20 protein-coding genes and 2 riboswitches are annotated in these 23,030 nt (G+C 39.9%); of the genes, 14 read left to right on the forward strand and 6 right to left on the reverse strand.

Annotation, left to right across the window (positions count from 1 at the left end):
• Positions 1-83: 83 nt before the first annotated feature.
• From ACQKL0_RS08680 to ACQKL0_RS08690, 3 genes are all read left to right on the forward strand, one after another.
• Positions 84-1,466, forward strand: a complete 1,383-nt coding sequence (locus ACQKL0_RS08680; RefSeq protein ID WP_427687002.1) for a sigma-54 interaction domain-containing protein — start codon at positions 84-86, stop codon at positions 1,464-1,466.
• Positions 1,467-1,587: 121 nt separating this feature from the next.
• Positions 1,588-3,006, forward strand: a complete 1,419-nt coding sequence (gene ablA / locus ACQKL0_RS08685) for a lysine 2,3-aminomutase (protein ID WP_402956818.1) — start codon at positions 1,588-1,590, stop codon at positions 3,004-3,006.
• Position 3,007: 1 nt separating this feature from the next.
• Positions 3,008-3,286 carry a YokU family protein gene (locus ACQKL0_RS08690; protein WP_402868964.1) on the forward strand — a complete coding sequence of 93 codons (279 nt, stop codon included), beginning with the start codon at positions 3,008-3,010 and terminating at the stop codon, positions 3,284-3,286.
• A gap of 448 nt (positions 3,287-3,734) precedes the next feature.
• Here ACQKL0_RS08690 and ACQKL0_RS08695 read toward each other — a convergent pair whose 3' ends face one another.
• From ACQKL0_RS08695 to ACQKL0_RS08705, 3 genes are all read right to left on the reverse strand, one after another.
• Positions 3,735-5,108: a HAMP domain-containing sensor histidine kinase gene (locus ACQKL0_RS08695; protein ID WP_427687005.1), complete on the reverse strand. Its 1,374-nt coding sequence runs from the start codon at positions 5,106-5,108 to the stop codon at positions 3,735-3,737.
• The gene (locus ACQKL0_RS08700) at positions 5,105-5,779 is read right to left on the reverse strand and encodes a response regulator transcription factor (protein WP_402868959.1); all 675 of its coding nucleotides are present in this window, start codon (positions 5,777-5,779) and stop codon (positions 5,105-5,107) included. Before ACQKL0_RS08700 ends, ACQKL0_RS08695 begins: the two co-directional genes overlap by 4 nt.
• A gap of 141 nt (positions 5,780-5,920) precedes the next feature.
• Positions 5,921-8,023 carry an MMPL family transporter gene (locus ACQKL0_RS08705; RefSeq protein WP_427687006.1) on the reverse strand — a complete coding sequence of 701 codons (2,103 nt, stop codon included), beginning with the start codon at positions 8,021-8,023 and terminating at the stop codon, positions 5,921-5,923.
• 340 nt (positions 8,024-8,363) lie between these two features.
• On the opposite strand from ACQKL0_RS08705, the gene ACQKL0_RS08710 reads away from it, so the two are divergent.
• The 6 genes from ACQKL0_RS08710 to ACQKL0_RS08735 all read left to right on the forward strand — a co-directional run bounded on the left by ACQKL0_RS08710 (position 8,364) and on the right by ACQKL0_RS08735 (position 14,261).
• Positions 8,364-8,591 carry a YozE family protein gene (locus ACQKL0_RS08710; protein WP_427687008.1) on the forward strand — a complete coding sequence of 76 codons (228 nt, stop codon included), beginning with the start codon at positions 8,364-8,366 and terminating at the stop codon, positions 8,589-8,591.
• Between the two features lie 25 nt (positions 8,592-8,616).
• Complete coding sequence (locus ACQKL0_RS08715; RefSeq protein ID WP_402956826.1) at positions 8,617-10,386, forward strand: ATP-binding protein; 1,770 nt, start codon at positions 8,617-8,619, stop codon at positions 10,384-10,386.
• Positions 10,387-10,558: 172 nt separating this feature from the next.
• Positions 10,559-11,266: a hypothetical protein gene (locus ACQKL0_RS08720; protein WP_427687010.1), complete on the forward strand. Its 708-nt coding sequence runs from the start codon at positions 10,559-10,561 to the stop codon at positions 11,264-11,266.
• A 170-nt stretch (positions 11,267-11,436) separates the two neighbouring features.
• Positions 11,437-11,607, forward strand: a complete 171-nt coding sequence (locus ACQKL0_RS08725; RefSeq protein ID WP_402868951.1) for a YozD family protein — start codon at positions 11,437-11,439, stop codon at positions 11,605-11,607.
• A 222-nt stretch (positions 11,608-11,829) separates the two neighbouring features.
• Positions 11,830-12,534 carry a purine-nucleoside phosphorylase gene (gene deoD / locus ACQKL0_RS08730; RefSeq protein ID WP_402868949.1) on the forward strand — a complete coding sequence of 235 codons (705 nt, stop codon included), beginning with the start codon at positions 11,830-11,832 and terminating at the stop codon, positions 12,532-12,534.
• Positions 12,535-12,776: 242 nt separating this feature from the next.
• Positions 12,777-14,261, forward strand: a complete 1,485-nt coding sequence (locus ACQKL0_RS08735; protein WP_402868947.1) for a S41 family peptidase — start codon at positions 12,777-12,779, stop codon at positions 14,259-14,261.
• A gap of 525 nt (positions 14,262-14,786) precedes the next feature.
• On the opposite strand, the gene mtnA is transcribed toward ACQKL0_RS08735, so the two are convergent.
• From mtnA to ACQKL0_RS08750, 3 genes are all read right to left on the reverse strand, one after another.
• Complete coding sequence (gene mtnA / locus ACQKL0_RS08740) at positions 14,787-15,833, reverse strand: S-methyl-5-thioribose-1-phosphate isomerase (RefSeq protein WP_402988218.1); 1,047 nt, start codon at positions 15,831-15,833, stop codon at positions 14,787-14,789.
• A gap of 12 nt (positions 15,834-15,845) precedes the next feature.
• A complete protein-coding gene (mtnK, locus tag ACQKL0_RS08745; protein WP_402988807.1) occupies positions 15,846-17,051 on the reverse strand; it encodes an S-methyl-5-thioribose kinase in 1,206 nt (401 codons plus the stop codon).
• A gap of 71 nt (positions 17,052-17,122) precedes the next feature.
• Positions 17,123-17,275, reverse strand: a riboswitch (SAM riboswitch).
• Between the two features lie 73 nt (positions 17,276-17,348).
• A complete protein-coding gene (locus ACQKL0_RS08750; protein ID WP_427591792.1) occupies positions 17,349-18,131 on the reverse strand; it encodes a carbon-nitrogen family hydrolase in 783 nt (260 codons plus the stop codon).
• 100 nt (positions 18,132-18,231) lie between these two features.
• On the opposite strand from ACQKL0_RS08750, the gene ACQKL0_RS08755 reads away from it, so the two are divergent.
• The 5 genes from ACQKL0_RS08755 (at position 18,232) to ACQKL0_RS08775 (ending at position 22,921) form a co-directional block, all read left to right on the forward strand.
• Positions 18,232-19,416, forward strand: coding sequence for a pyridoxal phosphate-dependent aminotransferase (locus ACQKL0_RS08755; RefSeq protein WP_402868943.1), 1,185 nt, complete (start codon positions 18,232-18,234; stop codon positions 19,414-19,416).
• Between the two features lie 115 nt (positions 19,417-19,531).
• A riboswitch (SAM riboswitch) is annotated at positions 19,532-19,689 on the forward strand.
• Between the two features lie 156 nt (positions 19,690-19,845).
• Positions 19,846-21,078, forward strand: a complete 1,233-nt coding sequence (gene mtnW, locus ACQKL0_RS08760; protein WP_427687012.1) for a 2,3-diketo-5-methylthiopentyl-1-phosphate enolase — start codon at positions 19,846-19,848, stop codon at positions 21,076-21,078.
• Between the two features lie 2 nt (positions 21,079-21,080).
• Positions 21,081-21,728, forward strand: a complete 648-nt coding sequence (locus ACQKL0_RS08765) for a 2-hydroxy-3-keto-5-methylthiopentenyl-1-phosphate phosphatase (protein WP_427687014.1) — start codon at positions 21,081-21,083, stop codon at positions 21,726-21,728.
• Between the two features lie 11 nt (positions 21,729-21,739).
• The gene (locus tag ACQKL0_RS08770; protein WP_402868937.1) at positions 21,740-22,366 is read left to right on the forward strand and encodes a methylthioribulose 1-phosphate dehydratase; all 627 of its coding nucleotides are present in this window, start codon (positions 21,740-21,742) and stop codon (positions 22,364-22,366) included.
• Positions 22,367-22,387: 21 nt separating this feature from the next.
• Positions 22,388-22,921: a cupin domain-containing protein gene (locus tag ACQKL0_RS08775; protein ID WP_402868936.1), complete on the forward strand. Its 534-nt coding sequence runs from the start codon at positions 22,388-22,390 to the stop codon at positions 22,919-22,921.
• The last annotated feature ends 109 nt before the right edge of the window (positions 22,922-23,030 follow it).

Below are 23,030 nucleotides of genomic sequence, written 5' to 3' on the forward strand. Positions count from 1 at the left end.
GCCCATTTTCGGGCATGCATATGACAAGTTTTCGGCACTACTTCATATATATGATGGAAGGAATGTGAGAGAGGGGGAAGACATTGATCAGTGAATGTTTTAATACAAATCAGGTCTTAGAAGCGATTCTGGCAAGCATTGATGAGGGAATTCATGTAATCAATCCAAAAGGTCAAACGATCTTTTATAATGAAGTGGCGGCCAACCATGATGGAATGAAGGTAGAGGAAGTGCTTGGAAAACCACTGCTTGAAGCGTTTCCGTCCTTAAATCATAAATCTTCGACCTTGCTGCGTGTCATCCAATCCGAAAAGCCCATCTACCATCATAGACAATCTTATGTAAATGCACATGGTCGAATCATTGAGACCTTCAATACAACCCTGCCTATATATGTAGACGGTTTCATAATGGGGGCAATCGAAATTGCGAAAGATTATTCTAGCCTGAAACAATTATCGGAACGCTTAGCAGACTTGGAAAGCTCTCTTAAAACGACGACAAGTAAAGAAAAAAAAGTAGCCACGAATGGTACGTTATACACTTTTGCTGATATTCTAACCCAAGATCCACCATTTGAAAAGTTGATTGCACAAGGGAAAAAGGCTGCCCGGTCATCGTCTTCGGTTTTAGTTTATGGTGAAAGTGGTGTCGGAAAGGAACTTTTCATCCAAAGTATACATCACAACTCCAATAGGCGAAAAAAGCCCTTCATTGCACAAAATTGTGCGGCACTCCCTGAAAATTTATTGGACTCGCTTTTATTTGGGACTTCGAAAGGTAGTTACACGGGAGCTGTCGAACGCCAGGGATTATTTGAGCTGGCGAATGGAGGGACTCTATTTCTTGATGAACTGCAATCGATGCCCATTGATTTACAGGCGAAGCTGCTTCGTGTACTTGAGGATGGGGCCGTTAGGAGGATAGGGGCGGCAAAAAGCATTCAGGTAGATGTCAGGATCATGACTGCGATGAATGTAAACCCGAAGACGGCTGTCACGGAGAAAAAGCTCCGTGAGGATTTATTTTATCGCTTACATGTTTTGAGCTATGAGCTACCGCCGCTAAGAGAGCGTCCAGAGGATATTTTATTGCTTACGGAGCATTTTATTATAAACTTTAACGAGAAGATGAATCGCTCCGTAAAAGGAATCGATGAAGAGACCAAGGGAATCCTACATGCCTATCATTGGCCAGGTAACGTAAGGGAACTCAAGCATACGATTGAGTTCATGATGATACATGCCGAAAGTGAAGTCTTGACAGCGGGTGACTTGCCCCCATTTTTAAAAAAGAGCACAGTTCCTAAAGAGAAGGTATTGCCGCTGCGGGAAGCCATGAAGGAAATGGAAACAAAACTTATATCAGAGGCACTTTTGCAAACCGAAGGAAATGTCTTTCAAGCTTCAAAGCTATTGGACATCCCGAGGCAGACCCTCCAATATAAAATCAAGAAACATACTTGAACGCTAAAAAATCCGGTATATCGTATATAACCGGATTTTTTAGCGTTCATATTTAGTTTTTGGGCAATTTTGGCACCCTTCTTGCATTAAATACTACTATCAAGACTTAGGAGGTATGGCTATGTTATTTGATTTATATAAACCAGATCGTCATTGGAAAGATATAGAGTTATGGAAAGATGTAACTGATGAACAATGGAACAATTGGTTGTGGCAATTGACAAATACAATAAGAACTGTGGATGATTTGAAGAAAGTAATCGACCTTACTCCAGACGAAGAGGAAGGGGTGCGAATCTCCACCAAAACGATTCCCTTAAACATTACCCCCTATTATGCGTCACTTATGAATAAAGAGGACCCTAGGTGTCCAATAAGGATGCAATCCGTGCCCATATCGGAAGAAATGCATAAAACTAAGTATGATATGGAGGATCCACTACATGAAGATGAGGATTCACCCGTACCGGGATTGACTCACCGGTATCCCGACCGTGTGCTTTTCCTGGTGACGAACCAGTGCTCGATGTATTGCCGATATTGTACGAGAAGGCGTTTTTCAGGTCAAATTGGCATGGGCGTTCCAAAGAAACAATTAGATGCAGCAATCGGCTATATTCGGGATACACCAGCGGTCAGGGATGTGCTAATTTCCGGTGGTGATGGATTATTGATCAACGATACCATCCTCGAATATATCTTGAAGAATTTGCGAGACATTCCCCATGTTGAAATAATTAGAATCGGTACACGGGCTCCAGTGGTTTTTCCTCAGCGTATCACTGAAAACCTGTGTAATATTCTAAAAAAATATCACCCGGTTTGGTTAAATACGCATTTCAATACGTCGATAGAAATTACGGAAGAGTCGAAGAAAGCGTGTGAGATGCTCGCGGATGCGGGTGTGCCAGTCGGAAACCAAGCTGTAATCTTAGCGGGCATTAACGATAGTGTCCCTATCATGAAGAAGCTAATGCATGACCTTGTCAAAATCCGTGTACGCCCTTACTATATTTATCAATGCGATTTGTCAGAAGGAATTGGTCATTTTCGGGCCCCGATATCTAAAGGAATCGAGATCATCGAAGGCTTACGGGGTCATACATCCGGTTATGCAGTACCTACATTCGTTGTTGATGCACCTGGAGGCGGAGGGAAAATCACTTTACAGCCAAATTACATCCTGTCTCAATCCCCGACGAAGACAGTCCTACGGAATTTCGAAGGTGTAATCACGACCTATCCGGAACCGGAGCAGTACACACCGGGACTTGCCGATGATTATTTCAAGGGGATTTATCCCGATGTTGAAGCAAAACAGTCAGATTCAGGGATAGCGGGTCTTATGAACGACAAACAATTTAATTTAGTACCTGAAGGCCTGAAACGGATGAACCGTCGTGAAAAGTACCATACCAACCCAGAACATGCCTCTTTAAAAAACCAACGCGAAAAACGTGACCAGCTAAAAGAAAAAAAATTTCAGGCACAGCAGATAAAAAATATAGCTCCACAAAGCGAAAAGGAAGAAGGGGAGTAAAATGGAAGTATGTCCGTGGTGTGAAACAGGAAAACTCTCTTCCATAAAAGGTACAGTTTATTGGGAATTACCTGATGGAACGAGGGCTGTTGAGATTACCGAAACGCCATCATCCTATTGTGAAAATTGTAACGCCCTTTTTCAACGTGATGAAATCGTGAAAGAAATTGAAGACCAGCTGTTTTTAATTGATACGAAACAGCTAGATAAGCAGACTACGTATGAGGAACTATTAAAGATGAAGCGAATGCTGAAACGGAATTATTTTGACTTTTCTTAGGAGGAGCGAATTCTATAAAAAATAAAAACTATGATTTTTGATAAAACATTTATCCGATCCTCGGGATTGGATAGATGTTTTTTTGAATTGAACCTAGATAAAATCGGCTAAACGGACTGATTATAAGTGCAAGAATAGCTGAGGTTTTCTGCAGAAAAAGCCCCTAATATTGTCCACTATAACTCTTTCACACTAATGTCCGACGATCTCTTCTGCAGCAAGTTCCATGTAATAATTAATAGGCTTAGACTAGAATAAGCTACTTTCCTTATTTTATAAGTTTAGAAAAACTTTTCCACATTCGTTTTTATTTTGACTTTAGTTGGTTAGTAACGCGGAAGGGAGGGTGTACGAATGTTCAAAAGGATGGATTATTATAGTTAAAGCCACCATATCTTAATCCTGGTGGCTTTAGGTATATGTTGATCTAGGTGCGTAGTTAGCCTATTTATAGTTTAGGCAAAGTGATGAAAAAACATGTTCCTTTTCCGAATTGACTTGAAACACGTATGCTGCCACGATGGAAATCCACTACCTCTTTGACAATTGCCAGTCCCAGACCAGTGCCTTCTTTTGTCCTAGAAGCGTCCGCTCGGTAAAAACGTTCGAACAAATGAGAAAGTTCTTCTTCTTTAATCCCCATACCGGTATCTCGAAATTGAATGAAAACATCATCGTTTGTTTCTTCAACGATAATTTTAATGGAACCGTTCGGTTTATTGTACTTTAAAGCATTTGTAAGTAAATTATCCCAGACAGTTTCCAATAGACCTTCATCACCATTGAAACGGATTGGTGCAATTTTATAATATAGTTCGATGCCCGAATCTTCAATGAGCCACAAATATTTTTGAATCAGCGTCTTAAGTTGTTCATCCAATGCAAATGAGGAGCGTTTTAATGCACGTGTAGGCTGGTCTAAAAAGGTTAGCAGTAGTAATTGCTTAGTTAAGAGAGATAATCGCTTAGTCTCTGTCTCGATAATCGATGTGTATGTTAGGCGATCTTCTTCTGTAATGCTGGGTGACTTCAATAGTTCAGAATATCCTTGGATATTTAATAACGGCGATTGGAAATCATGAGAAACATTGCTTATGAATTCTTTTCTTGATCGATCTGTTTCCTGTAATTGCTTCGTCATTTGATTGAAACTTGATGCAAGCTGTCCAATTTCATCGCGTCGTTTAACCTTCAGTAGAAGGTCATAATTTTCTTTTGATATTTGTTTAGTGGCTTCCGTTAATTGTGTAATGGGTCGTATTAATTGTTTCGCAACAAATAGCATTCCAATCAGGCTGATTATCGCCATGGATATGATCAAACAAGCCAATATTGTATGCACTTCAGAAAATAATAAGCCAATATTGGGCCGAAGGAAGACCCCATACTGTTCGCCATTATATATAAAGGGGACACCGACAGTATTGATAATTTTATTCGTAAAAAAACCTGTCATGAATGACTGATTTGGATAGTTCTCCATACCATGAAAGATATTTCCTTTAAATACCGTTTCTTTGGCGGAAGGGGGTAATTCTGACGTTTTAAATGCCCCTCCAAAGAACTGAGAATAACCAGATTCCCCGACAACATAAAATTGATACCCTATATCGCCAAGTGTCGATAAATAATGTTCTAAATCCAAATCAGGCGTACTCTCGATATATCGTGTAATATTTTGTGCTATGGCGACATTCTTTTCATCATTTTGTTCCTTAGTAACCACATGGTAATACGTGTTTGTTAAAAAAAAGCCGACAATTGTACTGAATAGCATAAGGCTTAACGTAGTGATAATGAACTGTTGATACAAGGTTTTCATGAATGTTGAACCTCTAATTTATATCCTAAACCACGGATTGTGTTTATTTCAATATTAGCCCCTAGACGATCCAATCGGTTTCTCAGGCGTTTGATATGTGTATTAAGGGTCAGGCCGTCACCTTCATAATCATGTCCCCATATTTGTTCCATGATGGTAAATCGCTCGATGACATAATTGGGCCGATTTGCAAGTAATGATAGCAATTCAAATTCTTTTAAGGGCATGATCAGTGTTTCTGATTCGGTTGACACTTCAAAAATTTTACGATTAATCGTCACATTACCGATCCGAATGATATTTTGGCTGTCCTTATCAAATCTTCTAAGGATGACGGCAATCCGAAATAGTAACTCTTTAGGTTCAAAGGGCTTTACTACATAATCTTCGGAACCTGCTAGAAACCCTCTCGTTTTATCTTCTAATTGATCTTTTGCCGTTAACAGTAGAACAGGAATTTTATAATCTTGGTTGAGTATTTTTGTCAACTCAATGCCATCCATCCCGGGCATCATCACATCAACTACGGCTAAGTCAGGAACTACTTCTTCTAATAAGTAAAGCGCCTCTTTCGCATCATTAGCTTTTATGACATCATATCCTTCCCGCATTAAATGAATACTTACCAGCTGTAATATATGTTTGTCGTCATCACAAACCATTATTTTCAATACAATCACCTCAAACCATTTTTTGCTTTATATGTACATGGGTTCGCTTTCATGAAATCTATACTTACATGCATGTAAACAGGTAAGAACGCAGAGACATGTTGAAGTCTCTGCGTATGGCTTGTATATTTGTTTTTTCTTTTATTTCTTATCTTTCTCAAAGAATAATATTAATGCGGGCAATAGCATTCCACGCACTAAGAATGTATCCATTAAAATACCGATGGCAACGATGAATCCAAAGACGAATAAATCGGCTATTGGCATCGTAGTCAATGCCGCAAAGGTGGCTGCCAAAATTAAACCAGCAGATGAAATGACCCCACCTGTATTCCGAATAGCGATTTCCAAAGCCTGTTTCACTTTTTTTGTTTTGCGTTCTTCTAAGAAACGGGATATTAAAATAATGTTATAGTCTATCCCGAGAGCGACTAAGAAGATAAACGCATAAACAGGTACACGTGTACTTACTGCTTCATAACCGAACAGAACATCAATGAGGAACAGACCTAATCCTAATGCCGCCAAGAATGAAAGTAAAATGGTGGCCATCATATAAACCGACATTTTTACTGACTTCGTTAACACGAATAGGAGGATTAAAATTAATAATGTTTCTAGTAGGACGATCACCCAAATGTCACGATTATTGACATCACGCTCGTCAACAAGTTTCGGAGTAATTCCACCAAAATACACTTCACCGGATATATCTGCTTTACTTAGGATTTCATCATCGTTTTCAATTAACTCCTTCATCATATCGATTGCTTCGACAGAATAAGGGTTAAGGTCAAGCGTCATACTATATTTTACTACTTTCGCGTCGTCAGATACATTTGTTAGTCGAACTGATGTAACATCTTTTTCAGATTCGAGCGTTGTCCGTAATGCTTCGATCTGTTTTTCTGATAACGTTTCTTTTCCTTCGAATAAAATGGATGTTGGAGCCAATTCACCTTTGTCGTATTTCGCTTCGACGATTTCGTAGCCTTCACGTGAAGGTAAATCTTTTGGGAATGATTTCACTGTATCAAATTCAAAATCAAGGTTAAATACATTTAACGCTGACACAACCATTAAAATGGCGATAACCCCGCCAGAAAGGCCTGGTTTATTTATAACGAATTTTGCAACGGGTCCCCAGAAGCGATGTTTCACTTCTTTCGTTTCACCAAACTTCGGTACTTTCGGCCAGAAGGCTTTACGCCCGAATAGGGTGAACAGCGCTGGGACAAGTGTAATGGATGCTAACATGATGACAAACATTGTCGTTCCAAAAATTGGCGCAAAGTTTTGATAATCACGGAAGTTTGCAAAGAATAATACTAGCATTGCGGCGAGTACTGTTCCGCCTGCTAAGAATACTGGCAATCCTGTAGCACGCATCGCATGTTTCATTGCCTCATATTTGGTCTCATGGTGGTTCAGTTCTTCTCGGAAGCGAGAGAATATGAATAATGAATAGTCAATCACGGCCGCGAACAGCAAAATACTCATTATCGATGTAGTTGAATTGTTGATTTCAAGTCCACCAGCACCCATTAATCCGAGTGTTTGATTCACTACTTGGTATACGATTACTGTTGCTAATAGTGGGATAAAAGCCAATAATGGAGAACGGTAAATAACGATGAGCAGGATTAAAATAATCACTATTGTGGTAAATAGTAACACGAAATCTGCTTGTTCGAACAACTTAAGCGTATCTCCAGCAATTCCTGCAGGACCAGTAATACGGAAGGAAGTTTCAGACATACCCTCTGTAGCGCCATTTCCAACCTCAGCCATAGCATCTACGGTTTCGCCAATTTGGCGGCTATCAAGACCAGGGTCTAAAGTCATTGGAATGATGATCGTAGACTGGTCATCTGACTTGAACCCTTCGATTGCTTCTGGCGGTAATTGAGAGATATTGACGATTTCATCGACACCCTCAATTTTAGCACCGATGATTTTATTCATAATGCTTGTAACTTCTTCTAAGTTCACCTTACCATTTTCGTTTTGAAAGGTAAGAATACCAGGCGTCCCTTGATCATTAGGGAAGTATTTTTCTAATTTTTCATTTGCAATAATGGATTGTGCATCGTCGGGTAAGGATTGAAAGTTTGTCACTTTGTAATCACTTACTGCCGGACCGGCACTTAACCCAATCATTAAGACCAGCCATGTGACAATTGTAATCCACATACCTTTCTTAGTTGAAACCCAATCAGTTATTGGGCGTAAAAAAGAATTCATTTAATTATTTCCCCCTTATAGTTTAGAGCTGCAATGTGAAATGCGGACATCACATTTAAGCTCGTCATCACTTTCTATTTCATTGTAATGTAACTAAATGAACTGAAAATGAACTTTTAGTTAAATTATGAAAAATTGGAGGGGTAACCAGCTGGATAATAAAACATTTATCAGCGCCTGAAGATTTACTCTATATACACAAAATTCGTGGTAAAGTATCTAGATGGAATTTATAGTTGAAAGGGTAATTAACAATCAAGACTTGTATAGGTGTAGACGTAAGCGTTAGTTTCCGATATATTAAGATTTAAATCATAGTATTTTGATAAGGGGGCTCGACATGAGACCGTTTTACTTATTTTTAATGAAATATCGACAGCCGAAGGAAATTGATGAATTTACAAAATTCGCAAACCATGCATACGAAGATCACAGTTTTCCAAAGCAATCGGATAATTATCATGAAGTGAGCAGTTACTTGGAGTTAAATGGAGACTATTTAGATAGTATGACTATATTCGATCGATTATGGGATCAATATGTCCAAATAGAAGAAGGACTGCTATAGATACAGGAATAGGGGGAGCCGAAGGATGTTTAGAAGCCTTCAAGCCCGAATTTTGTTTTATTCTTTAATTATATCGAGCTTACCCGTTTTGATATTGGGAATCATTTCTTATGAATCACAACGCTCCTTGCTAGCTAAAGAAGCGAAGAGTACATTGAATTCAGGTTCACTTAATATGGTAAATGAAATGTACAGTTATTTAAATGAACGGATTAGTGATGTTAACTTAATGAGTACGAATACGGTATTGATCAATCCTGATTCTTCTAAAGAGGAGAAGACCGATGAATTGAAAAGATTCACAGAAGCAAAAGGTGAATACTTTGGTGCCGTATATTTAGATTTGGAAGGTACTGTCATGGCTGATACCTCAAATAAAATGGTCGGAACAAGCTTAGCTAATAGAATATGGTTTCAAGAAGGGCTAAAGGGGCATGAATTCCTATCGGATGTATATAAAACGAAAGCATTTGCTGAACCTATTATAGCCTTAAGTGCACCGGTAAATGATAATAAAGGGAAAATGATCGGTGTTGTGTCCCCGGCCTTTCGGATATCAGGCCTTTGGGATATGATGGAGAAAAAGGCCAATGACATTAGTGAAAAGTACCCTGTGAATTTTTATATGATCAATCAGGATGGCATTATGATTTCAAAAAAAGACCCGAATGGCATTCATGAGAGTTCTAATACGACATTGGAAGATATGGGCCTTACAAAAGAAAAGTTATTGGAATCCGCTAATTCCAATAATTTATATAGTGCAGAAAATGGAGAAAAGATATATTCCATTCAATACGTTCAACCGATAGCTCAAACGGAAAATAAATGGTTTGTGGTAGTGGGAGCTGACAAAAAACAAGTATATCAGCCGTTAAATGATCTTTTATCCCGCTATCTTTCTATATACACCATTGTATTTATGTCCATCATTCTAGGCGTCTATTTACTTACGAAATCTCTGGTGAAACCAGTACATAATCTAGTGGAAGTGACGGAAGATTTTATCCAGGGAAAAGAGTTCGTGGTCTCTGATAAAAGAAGTTTTGTAGAAATGGAGAAGTTGAATCATGCGTTTCTAAGGATGATGGATACGATTAAGGATAGGGAAAGAGAAATCGTCCGTACCGAAAAGTTAAAATATGTCGGACAACTGGCCGCAGGGGTAGCGCATGAAATCAGGAACCCATTGACGACCATCAGGGGTTTTCTCCAACTGTTGAAGAAGCAGGATTATGAAAAAGAGTTAATTGAAAAGTACAGTGATGTCATGCTTGGGGAAGTAGATCGAGTGAACGTTTTTGTTACACAACTCCTTGATTTAGCTAAACCCCACCAGCTTGAAATGGAGAATTTGGATCTGAAGGAATTCCTTGATGAACTGGTTGTTGTCTATTCGGCTTCTACTCTATATAAAGATGTCACACTCGTTAATACATTGACAGAACCCGTACATACCTATTCCGATAAAAACCGGTTGCGTCAGGTTATCCTTAATGTCCTGAATAATTCCTGCGAATCGTTTGAGTCAAAAGGGCAGATTGAAATGACCGTCGATACTTCACCTCATTATGTACAATTGAAAATCCGAGACGACGGAAAAGGGATTAAACCTGAGAATTTAAAAAATATCGGGATGCCCTTTTATACGACAAAGTTAAAAGGAAATGGTTTGGGAGTGGCAACTTGCATCCAAATCATGGATGAACTCAAAGGGAAATTTCAAATCGAAAGTAAATATGGACAAGGTACAGAAGTGATCTTGACGATTCCGACAACAAACCGTCTCATTTAAAGAGGCGGTTTTCCTGTCTTGCCCTATTTTTTTGATAGGTTACCATAATAAAAGTTTCTCGCATAACCTATCTAAATGAGTCAAATGCCCCCTCTTTTCCATTAACCACCTTGTTTGTTCATGCATATAATTTACTATCAAACGATAAGGACCATATTGGGGGATGTCTCTTATGGGCAAGAAAAATCAGCCAAAATTCAAATTAGGCGATACAGTCGTAATTATAATGTATGGGACAGTCGGGAATATAACCGATATAAAATATCTCGATGGTTCTTATGTGTATGAAGTAAATTACAGCGAAGGCCTATATATTGAAAAGACATTACAGTCTATAACTGAATACGAAGGAGAAATCCTTTATCAACAGGAACAAATCGATATCGAATATAAATATATTATCGGTGATTTAGTCCAGGTCGATGGATATGAATATGATTATTTTAAGATAATTGGCTATCGAACGGAGATTTGGCGCTATAAAGAGAATGCCTGGGAAGATGTGATATATGAATTATCACGTATCTCCGATGGGGAATGGCTGGAAGCGCATGAAGAAGAATTGACTTTAGTAGCCGATGCCAAACGTGCAGATGCAATCATTCAAAAATTGGGGCTGCTCCTTTCTAATAAGAATAACGAGCTTACTATCATTGCTAAACAAAACAACCCTGGTAAAGGTGAGCGAGATATGACTATGACAAAAAATGAAAAAATGGAAATGATTGATGGACTGTTGGATTTATATAATGATTATTGTAAGCTTTTTCATCACTTTGGCGATGATGAATATCAACATATCATGAAAATAGCTCTTGCTAAAATTGAGAAGGCGGCGGAAGAAATTTACCCAGGTCACAAAAAAGAGCATACGAAATAAAAGGTCTCGAAAAGGGATGTATACACTTTAGCACGAGCCGATGAAGACTCATCTCTAAGAAATTGAATCAACGAATAAAGTGTAGGATATGCGTAAGTTTTGAGAGAAAATGCCCTACTGGCATATTTATACCTATACATTCATACATCTTTAATTAAGGGGGCGATGATTTGCGAGAAATTGAGGTTTTTATTGATACTGAAGAGATAGCGGAATTCTTTTACCAAGAATTATTAAAGCGGGGCTATCTTCCAAAAGAATCTGAAGTTGAAGATCTTGCTGACATCACATTCGAATACCTTCTTGAAAAATGCATTATTGATGAGGAAGTCGATGAATGATGTATCATCAATCAATGGGCAGTTTTCTTGCCATTACTCCTTAAAAATCAACCAAAAAGACGGCGGGTTTCCGCCGTTTTGCTGCGTTCCACCGATCACTTAAAGAGTGTTATATCCTACTTCCTGCAGTAGATAAAGAAGTTCTATTTTCCTAATATGGGGTTGGTATGTTATAGTAATTGGGAATGTCATTTCAACCACTTCAAGGAGGGAATTTTAAGAATGAGCGTACATATTGGTGCTAAAGAAAATGAAATTGCGGAAACGGTTTTGCTTCCTGGGGATCCGTTACGTGCAAAATATATTGCTGAGACGTTTTTAGAGGATGCTAAATTATACAATGAAGTTCGTAATATGTTTGGGTATACAGGAACTTATAAAGGAAAACGCATTTCCGTTCAAGGTACAGGAATGGGTGTCCCTTCGATTTCGATTTATGTAAATGAATTGATGAATAGCTATAATGTCCAAAAACTTATCCGGGTTGGGACAGCTGGTGCCATTCAAAAAGATGTGAAGGTCAGAGATGTAATCCTGGCTATGAGTGCCTCTACAGATTCACAAATGAACCGCATGACATTCGGTGGCGTTGATTTTGCTCCTACTGCTGATTTTGATTTATTGAAAAAAGCTTATGATGCAGGGGTGGACAAAGGGTTGCAATTGAAAGTCGGAAACGTATTTACCGCAGATCAATTCTATAATGATAATAGTGAATTGGAAAAGTGGGCCAAGTACCAAATCCTTGCTATAGAAATGGAATCGGCTGCATTATATACACTTGCTGCTAAGTTTGGTCGTAAAGCATTATCCGTTTTAACGATTTCCGACCATCTTTTAACAGGTGAGGAAACAACCTCCGAAGAGCGCCAAACAACATTCAATGAGATGATTGAGGTTTCTTTAGAGGCAGCGATTCAAGACTGACTATAAACGTTATCATTTACGGGTAGCCAGGAATAGAAGAAACTAAGATATTTAGTTTCTTCTATTCCACGGAGTCCGTATTTTTGCACGTAAATAGAATGTGGATAAAGAATTGGTCTCTATAAGAAAGCTGGATTGGAGCAAGATGGTAGGCACTTACATATCATTCAAAAAATTTGATAACTAAAGTTTTCCGATTTGCTAGAAAGCTGATAAAATAGGATGTATTAGTTAATATTGTCATGAAGAATGAAAGTGGTGAGGCTTCAGTGGAAGAAGAAAATCAACAACAGCCCAAAGATGAAGGCAAAATTGTGAAAATAAAAAAGTTTACGTTTATTATGGGGATTTTCTTACTCATATTTTTGACAGCAGGGATAACTACAATCGCGTTGACCTTTGGCGATGAAAAAGTAGAGTCACTTGCACCGAGTAATCATCCTGAATTTGAAAAGTTATATTCTACATATGATACGATCAAAGATAATTATTATGAAGAAATCGATGAGAACACGCTCGTGGATGGAGCTATAAATGGAATGATAGAATCGTTGGATGATCCTTACTCCTCTTATATGGATAAGAAAGAAGCCTCCAGTTTCCATGAGAGCATCTCTTCTTCCTTTGAAGGAATAGGTGCTGAAATCCAAGAGAAGGATGGACAGATCATGGTGGTTTCCCCTATTAAAGGATCACCAGCTGAAAAAGCCGGAGTCCGGCCTAATGATATTATACTAAGTGTCAATGGCAAAAGCCTTGATGGCTTAAGTTCTTCGGAAGCTGTCTTGAAAATCAGGGGGAAAAAGGGAACAAAAGTGGAGCTTGCCATTTCAAGGGCGGGTGAAAAGGAACCGATTACTTTGTCCATTAAGCGTGATACCATTCCGATTGAAACGGTTTATTCAGAGATGCTTGATGATGGGATTGCCAAAGTGCAGGTTACAAGTTTTTCTGAGCATACGGTGGAAGAGCTGAATACGGCACTTGAAGACATGGATAAAGAAAAGATGAAAGGCCTAATATTGGACTTACGTGGAAATCCGGGTGGATTGCTTGACCAAGCGATCGCGATGGCAAACTTATTTATCCCGAATGGGGAAGTCATCCTTCAGGTCGAGGATCGAAAAGGAAAAAGAGAAGTCTATAAATCCCAGAATAATGGTGAGTTGAAGCTACCAGTGGTCGTATTAATTGATGATGGAAGTGCAAGTGCATCTGAAATCGTTGCCGCCGCTGTTAGTGAATCTGCGGGTATTCAGCTTGTAGGGGTAAAATCATTCGGAAAAGGGACCGTGCAAAAAGCCGCAGACTTTGATGATGGTTCCAACTTTAAGTATACAGCACAAAAATGGCTGACTCCGAAAGGCAATTGGATCCATAAAAAAGGGATTGAACCGGATATAAAAGTCAAGCTTCCCGAGTATGCCAATCTTCCATATATCTCTCCTGATAAAGGATTGAAAGTATCGGATTCCTCGAGTGAAGTAGAAGCAGCGGAGAAAATGCTGAAAGAAGCCGGGTATAATCCAGGAAAAGTGGATAAGTATTTCGATGAAGAAACAAAGGTAGCGGTCAAGGAATTCCAAAAGGATCATAAGATCAAAGAAACAGGTGTCATTAAAGACGATACAACCGTTAAATTGATGGAAGTCATTAGGGATAAAATCCTTAAAAATGATACTCAAGTGAAAAAAGCGGTGGAAGTATTGAAAAAGAAAATCAAATAATCTTTTATAAAAACAAGCGGCCCATCAGCAAGCATTTATTGCTGATGGGCCGTTTTTCGTATGCTTGACTTAGGTGTGTGTGTAATCCATAAGGTGACCATGGAAGAAGTACCAATGGGTGGGGAATGGAAGGGTATCCATGATGAAGTAGAATTTGAAGAAAACGAGCGGTAAACCCTGCTTGAGGAACATGAACTTTCATACAAGGCTAAGAATAATTACTACCGAAAAGCGGCAGAAAAATCAAAGAAGGCTAGATGCCACTCTGACTAAATTCTGCGATTATATCTATCAAAAAGAACCTCGTCAGAATAAATATAACAGGAGCAACTGAATGGGTTTCCAAGGTTAATCGTGAAAAGAATGAAGGGGCTGTCTAATAAGTCCTTATTCCAGTGAATTTCGCAAAAATAAAGAGGTAGAAATGTTGTTAAATCAACGTTTCTGCCTTTTACTATTTATTCAATTTCGGTGTGTAATTACACCTTTTGGGACAGCCCCTTGATCAATCCTTTATAAATAATTTCATTTTACAAAAAGCGGGATATTACTCCTGTAATCAGGTGAAATGATGCCATTTTCGGTAATGATGCTTGTAATAAGAGAATGGGGCGTAACGTCAAAAGCAGGATTGAATGTCTTCACATTTTCTGGTGCTATCCTGACTCCTTGTATAGAAGTGATTTCATCCCCATTCCTTTCTTCGATTGGGATGGAGATACCCGACTCGAGAGATAAATCGAATGTACTTGATGGTGCTGCTACATAGAAAGGAATATCGTAATGCTTAGCTAATATCGCCAAACCCAATGTACCAATTTTATTGGCTGTATCACCGTTTGCCGCAATACGGTCTGCTCCGACTATAATGGCTTCGATTTTTTTATGATGAATGGTGTGGGCTGCCATATTATCCGAGATTAATGTAACGTCCACTCCAGCTTGCATAAGTTCCCATGCGGTGAGTCGTGCCCCTTGCAAGACAGGTCTCGTTTCACAGGCATAGACCTTTATAGGAAAGGATCTTTCCTTGGCCAGGTGGAAAGGTGCGAGGGCAGTTCCGTACCGTGCAGTGGCTATCCCCCCAGCATTACAATGGGTTAAAATAGAATCACCCTCGTTGAATAAAGACAATCCGTATTCACCAATTTTTCGGCACATCTCCACATCCTCTGAAAATAGCTTTTTTGCTTCAGCAACAAGAGCGCTTTTGGCTGAAGCTATGCTATTGGCTGCTTGTAGAGTATTCTCCATTCTTTTCAGTGCCCAAAAAAGGTTGACCGCTGTTGGTCTTGAAGAAGCGAGTGTAGTAACATGTTTCGTGACATTGTGTTTAAATTGCCATAAATCCGTGGTATTTTCCTGGATTGCACCAAGAGCAACGCCAAATGCTGCAGTTAGCCCGATAGCGGGGGCACCACGGACCTTCAAGGTCAAGATGCTGTCATATACATCTTTAACCGTAAAAAGTTCAATGAATTCTATTTTTGATGGCAAGGCCTGTTGATTCAATAAGGTAATATGGGTATCATTCCATTGGACGGAATAGGGTAGTGGCGTTGTAGTTGTCATATGTATATCTCCTTATAGGGCTGAATAGGAAGGCAATGTATATTGCTTTACGGCTTCTATCACTGCTGAAATATTCAGTTCTTTCCGATTTTTGATTATATGGGCCCCGATTTTCAAGGTAGCCGTTTTAGCTGTAATTCTAGTTTCTTTATTCTCAATGCCATTTAAATCAGCAACATGAGATAGGCCAATGGTTCTTCGAATTAGTTCACATCCTGCAAAGCCATATGCATCACCTTTAAACTTGTTGAGTACATATGGAAGATAACCTTCGATCTTACTGTAAGGACTTTTATTTTCAGAATTCCACAGGTTCGTATAGGTTTCTTCAAATGTATTCCAAAATTCCTGAAGATGAGTAAAGATTTCTTCCTTCCCAGTGGCCTCGCGTGTTACTGCCTGGAATAGGAGATTCGCCATGTATTGTCCAAGGTCAAATCCAACAGGACCATAAAAAGCGAATTCAGGGTCAATTACCTTTGTTTCTGTATCACTTGCAAATATACTTCCCGTATGTAAATCGCCATGAAGAAGGGCCTCCTGCTCGGATTCGAAGCTTTGTTTTAACTTAGCCACTTCCAGTATTAAATCAGCATCTTTCCATATAGACTTGGCAGCCTCCAGCAACTCAAGCTCAAACTCGCCTGGATGTTCCTCCAAAAAAGGATCCGTGAAAATGAAAACCTCAGTAATCTTGCAGAGTTCTGGATTCGTGAAGTTCCGGGCAACCTCTTTTTTCGCTGCCGGTTCCAAATGAAAATCAGACGTATAAAAAGCGGTCTTTGCAACAAATTCACCAATGTGTTTGGATAATAGAGGGAAATGATCTCCTTCAATTAATCCGGTCCGGGCGATTTTCAAGTGTGATAAATCTTCCATGACGGTGATTGCAAGCTGTTCATCAGAATAATAGACTTGTGGGACAAGTTCGGGACAATAGCTTCTGAATTGAATTAATGCATTCGCTTCGATAGCCGATCTTTTTAAAGTCAATGGCCAGCTTTCACCAAGAACCTTTGCGTAAGGAACTGCTTGTTTGATGATGACTCCTTTATTTGTTACGGGATTTGTAACGTGAAAAACATAATTTAAATTTCCGTCACCGATTTCATTACATAGTAATGAGTCATCTGAATGCAGTAACCCAAGTTTCTTCGTTAGGTCAATTGCCGTTTCGTTTGTCAATAGCTTGAAATTTGATGGTTGAGTCATTGTTATCCCTCCAAGTACATTAAAAAATATGAAAAAGCCCCTTTCCCATAGAAAGAGGCAGAAGCTTCACTTCGAACCTCTTATCTCCCAGAAAGAATTCTTTCTGGTGGATTTGGCACCGTGCTCTGTGGATATAATCCGGCGGAATTCCCGCCCCATTTCACAATGGTATTACAGTCGGTTGCTGGGCTTCATAGGGCCTTTATCCCTCAGCCTGCTCTTGATAAGAGTATTGTATTTATTTTCAGAAAATTAATCTCGAATGAATGATATCAATATTTCAAATAGTTTGTCAATGGTAAATTAATAAAACTCGGGCCGCCGATCTTCGAAAACGGGTATTTTATTTCTTGCTTCTCCTACTTTTTCTAAGTCAAGGGTGCCGAGTAGAAGTTCTTTTTCTTCACCAGCCTCACAAATGATTTCTCCCCACGGGTCGATGATGATGGAATGTCCGGCAAAATGATTATTTCGGTCAGAACCGGAACGATTCACAGCCACAACGAATGCTTGATTTTCGATTGCCCTGCTGATTAACAGTGCCCTCCAATGATGGAGCCTAGGCTTTGGCCACTCGGCGGTCACGAAGATAACCTCCGCACCTCGTACCGTATGGGCCCGTTGCCATTCTGGAAAACGGATATCATAGCAAATGAATCCGGCGCAAATCTTTTCATCGAGGGAGAATAAGCCATCTTTTTTGCCAGGTTGTAAGTAATGGTGTTCATCCATCAATTGAAACAGATGGAGTTTATCATATTCTTTAACCAGTTTGCCTTCTTTATCGATGATGAGCATTGTGTTATAGATGCCTTCCTTAGTTTTCTTTGCAATCGAGCCACCGATTATGTTAATGTGGTGTTTTTTTGCAAGGGCTTTTAGAAAGGTAATGGTTTGTGCTGCTTCTTCGTCTGCAATTTCATGTAATCTCGTTAAGTCATAGCCGGTTGTCCATAGTTCCGGCAGCATGACGATGTCCGGTTTAGACTGTACAGCTTTTTCAATCCATTGTTTTGCCACCTGGAAATTTATATCTGGCTGTCCAAAGGCAATGTCCATTTGTAAACAGGCGATTTTCCATTTCATCATTTAAAACCTCCATATGTAAAAAAGTACTTTACAAGATTAAGATAAACATATATCATTTGTGACTATAATTTCAAGAAATTTCAGAGAAGGTGCAAAGATGGTGCAATTCGAAAAATCCAGACTTCTTCAAGAGCTTCCAAAGCAGTTTTTTGCTTCTTTAGTCGAAAAAGTTAATAACATAACATCAGAAGGCAAGGATGTCATTAATCTTGGGCAGGGAAATCCAGACCAACCGACTCCTGAACATATCGTGAAGAGCCTGCAGACAGCAGCAGGAAATTCCATGAATCATAAATATTCTCCTTTTAGGGGGCTTCCCTATTTAAAAGAAGCTGCGGCCCTCTTTTATGAACGTGAATATGGCGTCAAGCTAGATCCTAAAACGGAAGTGGCGATTCTTTTCGGTGGAAAGGCTGGTCTAGTCGAATTACCGCAATGCTTGTTGAATCCAGGCGATACAATTTTAGTGCCTGATCCGGGCTATCCAGATTACCTGTCAGGTGTAGCGTTAGCCCAAGCTAAAACGGAAATTATGCCCTTGACCGAAGAAAATGATTTTCTTCCCGATTATAAGGAAATAGATAAAGAGGTTTTTGACAAAGCGAAGATGATGTTCTTGAATTATCCCAATAATCCCACAGGAGCATCGGCGTCAGCAGAATTCTTCGAAGAAACGGTTTCCATGGCAAAAGAACACTCGATATGTGTGGTCCATGATTTCGCATATGGTGCAATTGGGTTCGATGGGAAAAAACCGGTAAGCTTCCTTCAAGCAGAAGGATCAAAAGAAGTGGGGATAGAAATTTACACCCTTTCTAAAACATATAACATGGCGGGGTGGAGGGTTGGCTTTGCGGTTGGCAACCAGAGTGTCATCGAATCGCTTGAATTATTGCAGGATCATCTTTACGTCAGCCTTTTTCCCGCAATACAAGAAGCCACGGCATGCGCCTTACTGGATTCACAAGAGTGTGTGAAGGAACTCGTGAACATGTACGAAGGACGACGAAATGTATTTATCGAAGGGTTACGATCCATTGGATGGGATGTACAGGCTCCAGATGCTTCCTTCTTTGCTTGGCTAAAGGTCCCTGAAGGATATACTTCAGCGAGCTTTGCAGATCATTTACTGGCACATGCCCATGTAGCAGTTGCACCAGGAAATGGTTTCGGTGAATTTGGTGAAGGATACGTCAGGGTGGGACTTCTCACTTCAGAAGACAGACTCCAAGAAGCGGTAGAAAGAATTCGTACATTGAATATATTCAAAGAAAATCAGTGAGATATTGAATAGTTTGAACATTATACCTATTGACAAAGTATGAATTGCGTGAAAGAATATAAAAAAGAATTCTAAATTTTTAGTTAAGATACATAAACGAAAATATAATAGCATTTTCTTATTTTGAGCAGGTGGAGGGACTAGCCCGATGAAGCCCAGCAACCGACTGTAATACCATTGTGAAATGGGGCGGAGATAATACCGCCGGATCATTTTATTGATTCCGTAAGGCACGGTGCTAATTCTTGCAGCTATAGAGCTGGGAGATAAGAAGATGGCTTTTTCAAAGCCTCTTCTTTAGGAAGGGGCTTTTACATTTTTAACAGAGAATTGGAGTGCAACTTTGTTCGCAGATGGTTAGAAGCTTGTTAAAGGAAAGACCAACAATGACAACTTTAAGAATGACTTTTACGTATTGGGAGTGATCAGATGAGCGAAATAATCGCTACGTATTTACTTCATGACTTCAAAGGAGAGCATGAGAAAAAAGCAGAAGGCATTGCTTTAGGATTGACTGTAGGGACATGGACTGAACTTCCTCACTTGGTGCAACAGCAACTGGAAAAACATAAAGGTAGGGTAGTTTCCGTAACACCCCTTCCCGAAGAAGAGCGAGTTAATCTCTATTTCGGTCAAAAAGTGTACCGTTCAACAATCAGGATTGCCTACCCGGCAGGTAATTTTTCTAATGATCTACCGGCTATCTTGACGACAGTATTTGGTAAATTGTCATTGGATGGGGAAATCAAATTGATGGATTTGGACTTTGTCGGCGATATTCAAAAAGCCTTTCCAGGTCCTCGATTCGGAATTAGTGGGATCAGGGAAAAAATTGATGTGTTTGACCGCCCCCTAGTGATGAGTATTTTTAAAGGTGTGTTAGGTCGAGACCTTGCCTTTCATAATGAACAATTGGAGCAACAGGCATTGGGAGGAGTCGATCTTGTCAAGGACGATGAGATTCTTTTTGACCAAGATCAGACGCCTTTCATCAATAGAGTCAAAACCGGAAAGGCCATTTTGAAAGGTATCTATGAGACAACGGGACATCGAACCTTATATGCTGTGAACCTGTCAGGAAAAACACTAGAACTATTGGATAAAGCTGAACTGGCAGCCGAAGCCGGCGCAGATGCCTTGTTATTTAATGTTCATACATATGGATTGGATGTTCTACAGGCTTTACGCGAAAATGACCGGATCAACTTACCGATCATGGCTCATCCGGCATATAGCGGAGCATTAGCTTCATCTTCATTTTATGGACTCAGCTATCCGCTTCTCCTTGGAAAACTGGTGAGGATATCAGGTGCAGATTTATCCCTCTTTCCCTCTCCATACGGAAATGTGGCACTCGATAAAGCAGAGACATTGGCGATTGCTGAAGGATTGACGAGAAATGAAGCATCTTGGAAAAGGACTTTCCCGGTTCCATCGGCAGGTATCCATCCTGGCATGGTTCCAGATCTCATCAAGGATTTTGGGATAGAAAGTGTGATCAATGCTGGTGGGGGCGTCCATGGTCATCCGGATGGTGCAAAAGGCGGAGCTAAGGCCTTCCGTTCCGCAGTAGAAGCTGTCCTTTCCGGAAAATCATTGTCAATCGCGGCTGAGGAAGATGAGGCACTTCAAAAAGCACTGGCCCTATGGGGAGGGCTATAATCATGGTCAAACCGATCATTTTCTGTGATTTTGATGGAACGATCACCAACTCGGATAATATCATCTCAATCATGAAGAAGTTTGCCCCGCCCGGCTGGGAGGCATTAAAAGATGGTGTTCTTCAGCAAAAAATCAGCATTTCCCACGGTGTAGGGGAAATGTTTTCCCTGCTGGATAGCGATTTAAAGGAGGACATCATTCAATATGTGAAGGAGACAGCGGGTATTCGCCAAGGGTTCAGTGATTTTGTGGAATTTACAAAAAAATCAGATATTCCTCTCTATATTGTCAGTGGTGGAATGGACTTTTTCGTTGAACCTCTTTTGAATGACCTCTTACCTGTAGAGAATGTCTACTGTAATCATGCCGACTTCAGTCAGGAAGAAATTATGATTGAGTGGCCGTATACTTGTGATGACCAATGTAATCATGGGTGTGGTTGCTGTAAACCTACGATTATGAGAAAGCTTTCTACAAAGGATCAGTATAAATTGGTGATTGGAGATTCCGTTACCGACTTTGAAGCGGCTAAACAGGCAGATTTTGTTATTGCCCGTGACAGGCTCCTTGAAAAGTGCCGCACAGAAGCCATTCCCCATAAAGAGTTTGAAACTTTCCATGATGTGATTGATATTCTAAAAAAAATGTAGGAGGTGTAAGGGTGACAGCTTCAAAAGAGTGGCAGGAACTAGCGCAAATAAAGGGAGAACTAGCCGAGAGAGATTGGTTCATGGGGACGAGTGGAAATTTATCGATCCGTGAGGCTAATAGCCCTTCTTTTTATATAACCGCAAGTGGCAAGGATAAACGCAAGCAGACAGATTCCGATTTTATTTTGGTGGATTTGTCAGGAAAACCAGTCGAAATGACCGAGCTCAGACCTTCCGCTGAAACTCTTCTTCATACAGAGATTTATCGGAAAACGGATGCCAATTGCGTCCTCCATGTCCATACAGTAGAAAATAACGTGATTTCCGAGTTATATAGTGAAGTTGGGGAAGTGACTTTTTGTCATCATGAAATTATCAAGGCTACTGGACGATGGCAGGAAGATGCAGAATTGAAGATACCCATCATCCATAACCATGCAGATATTCCGTTGTTGGCTGAGACATTCAGTCCCCATGTCGATGCAGACTCGGGGGCGGTGCTTATCAGAAATCATGGTATAACCGTATGGGGAAAAAGCGGGTTGGAAGCAAAAAAAATCTTAGAAGCATGTGAATTTCTGTTTCAATATCAGCTGTTACTTAACCAGCAAAAGATATTGACAGGTTCGCTCAGCTAAAAATATAAAGGAGGAAAAATAATGGCTACAATTAGATTCCAAGAAACAAATGAAGTAATTGAAACAAATGAAGAGGTTCAGAGCTTTTTAGAGACTCAAGGCGTAATTTACGAACAATGGGATATTTCAAAATTGCCAGCCCATCTGGTGGAAAAATATGATCTTACGGATGAAGATAAACAAGAGATTCTTGATGCTTTCCAGTCAGAGATTAAAGAAATTTCGGAAAGAAGAGGATATAAAGCGCATGATATTATCACATTATCCGATTCCAATCCGAATTTGGACCAATTGTTGCAGAACTTCAAGCAGGAACACCATCATGAAGATGACGAGGTACGGTTCATCGCTGGGGGAACGAGTATCTTCGCCATCGAGGGTAGCGAGGGAAAATGGTTCGATGTCCGACTTAACCCTGGAGATTTGATCAGCGTACCTGAATCGACTCGTCACTACTTCACGCTAGCGGAAGATAGAAGAACAGTCGCGGTCCGTATTTTCGTTACAGCGGCCGGCTGGGTTCCGATATATGAAAAAGATGAAGTTCAGGCATAATAAAAGTGTAAAAAAACCAGCTTTCGGGCTGGTTTTTTTATGTGGCCCCGCAGGGTGCTTAAGCGGGAAAAGTATGATAAAATTTTAACGGAAATAAAAATCGTGTACA

It is taken from the genome of Peribacillus sp. NPDC097264, assembly GCF_050277925.1.
Lineage (GTDB): Bacteria > Bacillota > Bacilli > Bacillales > DSM-1321 > Peribacillus.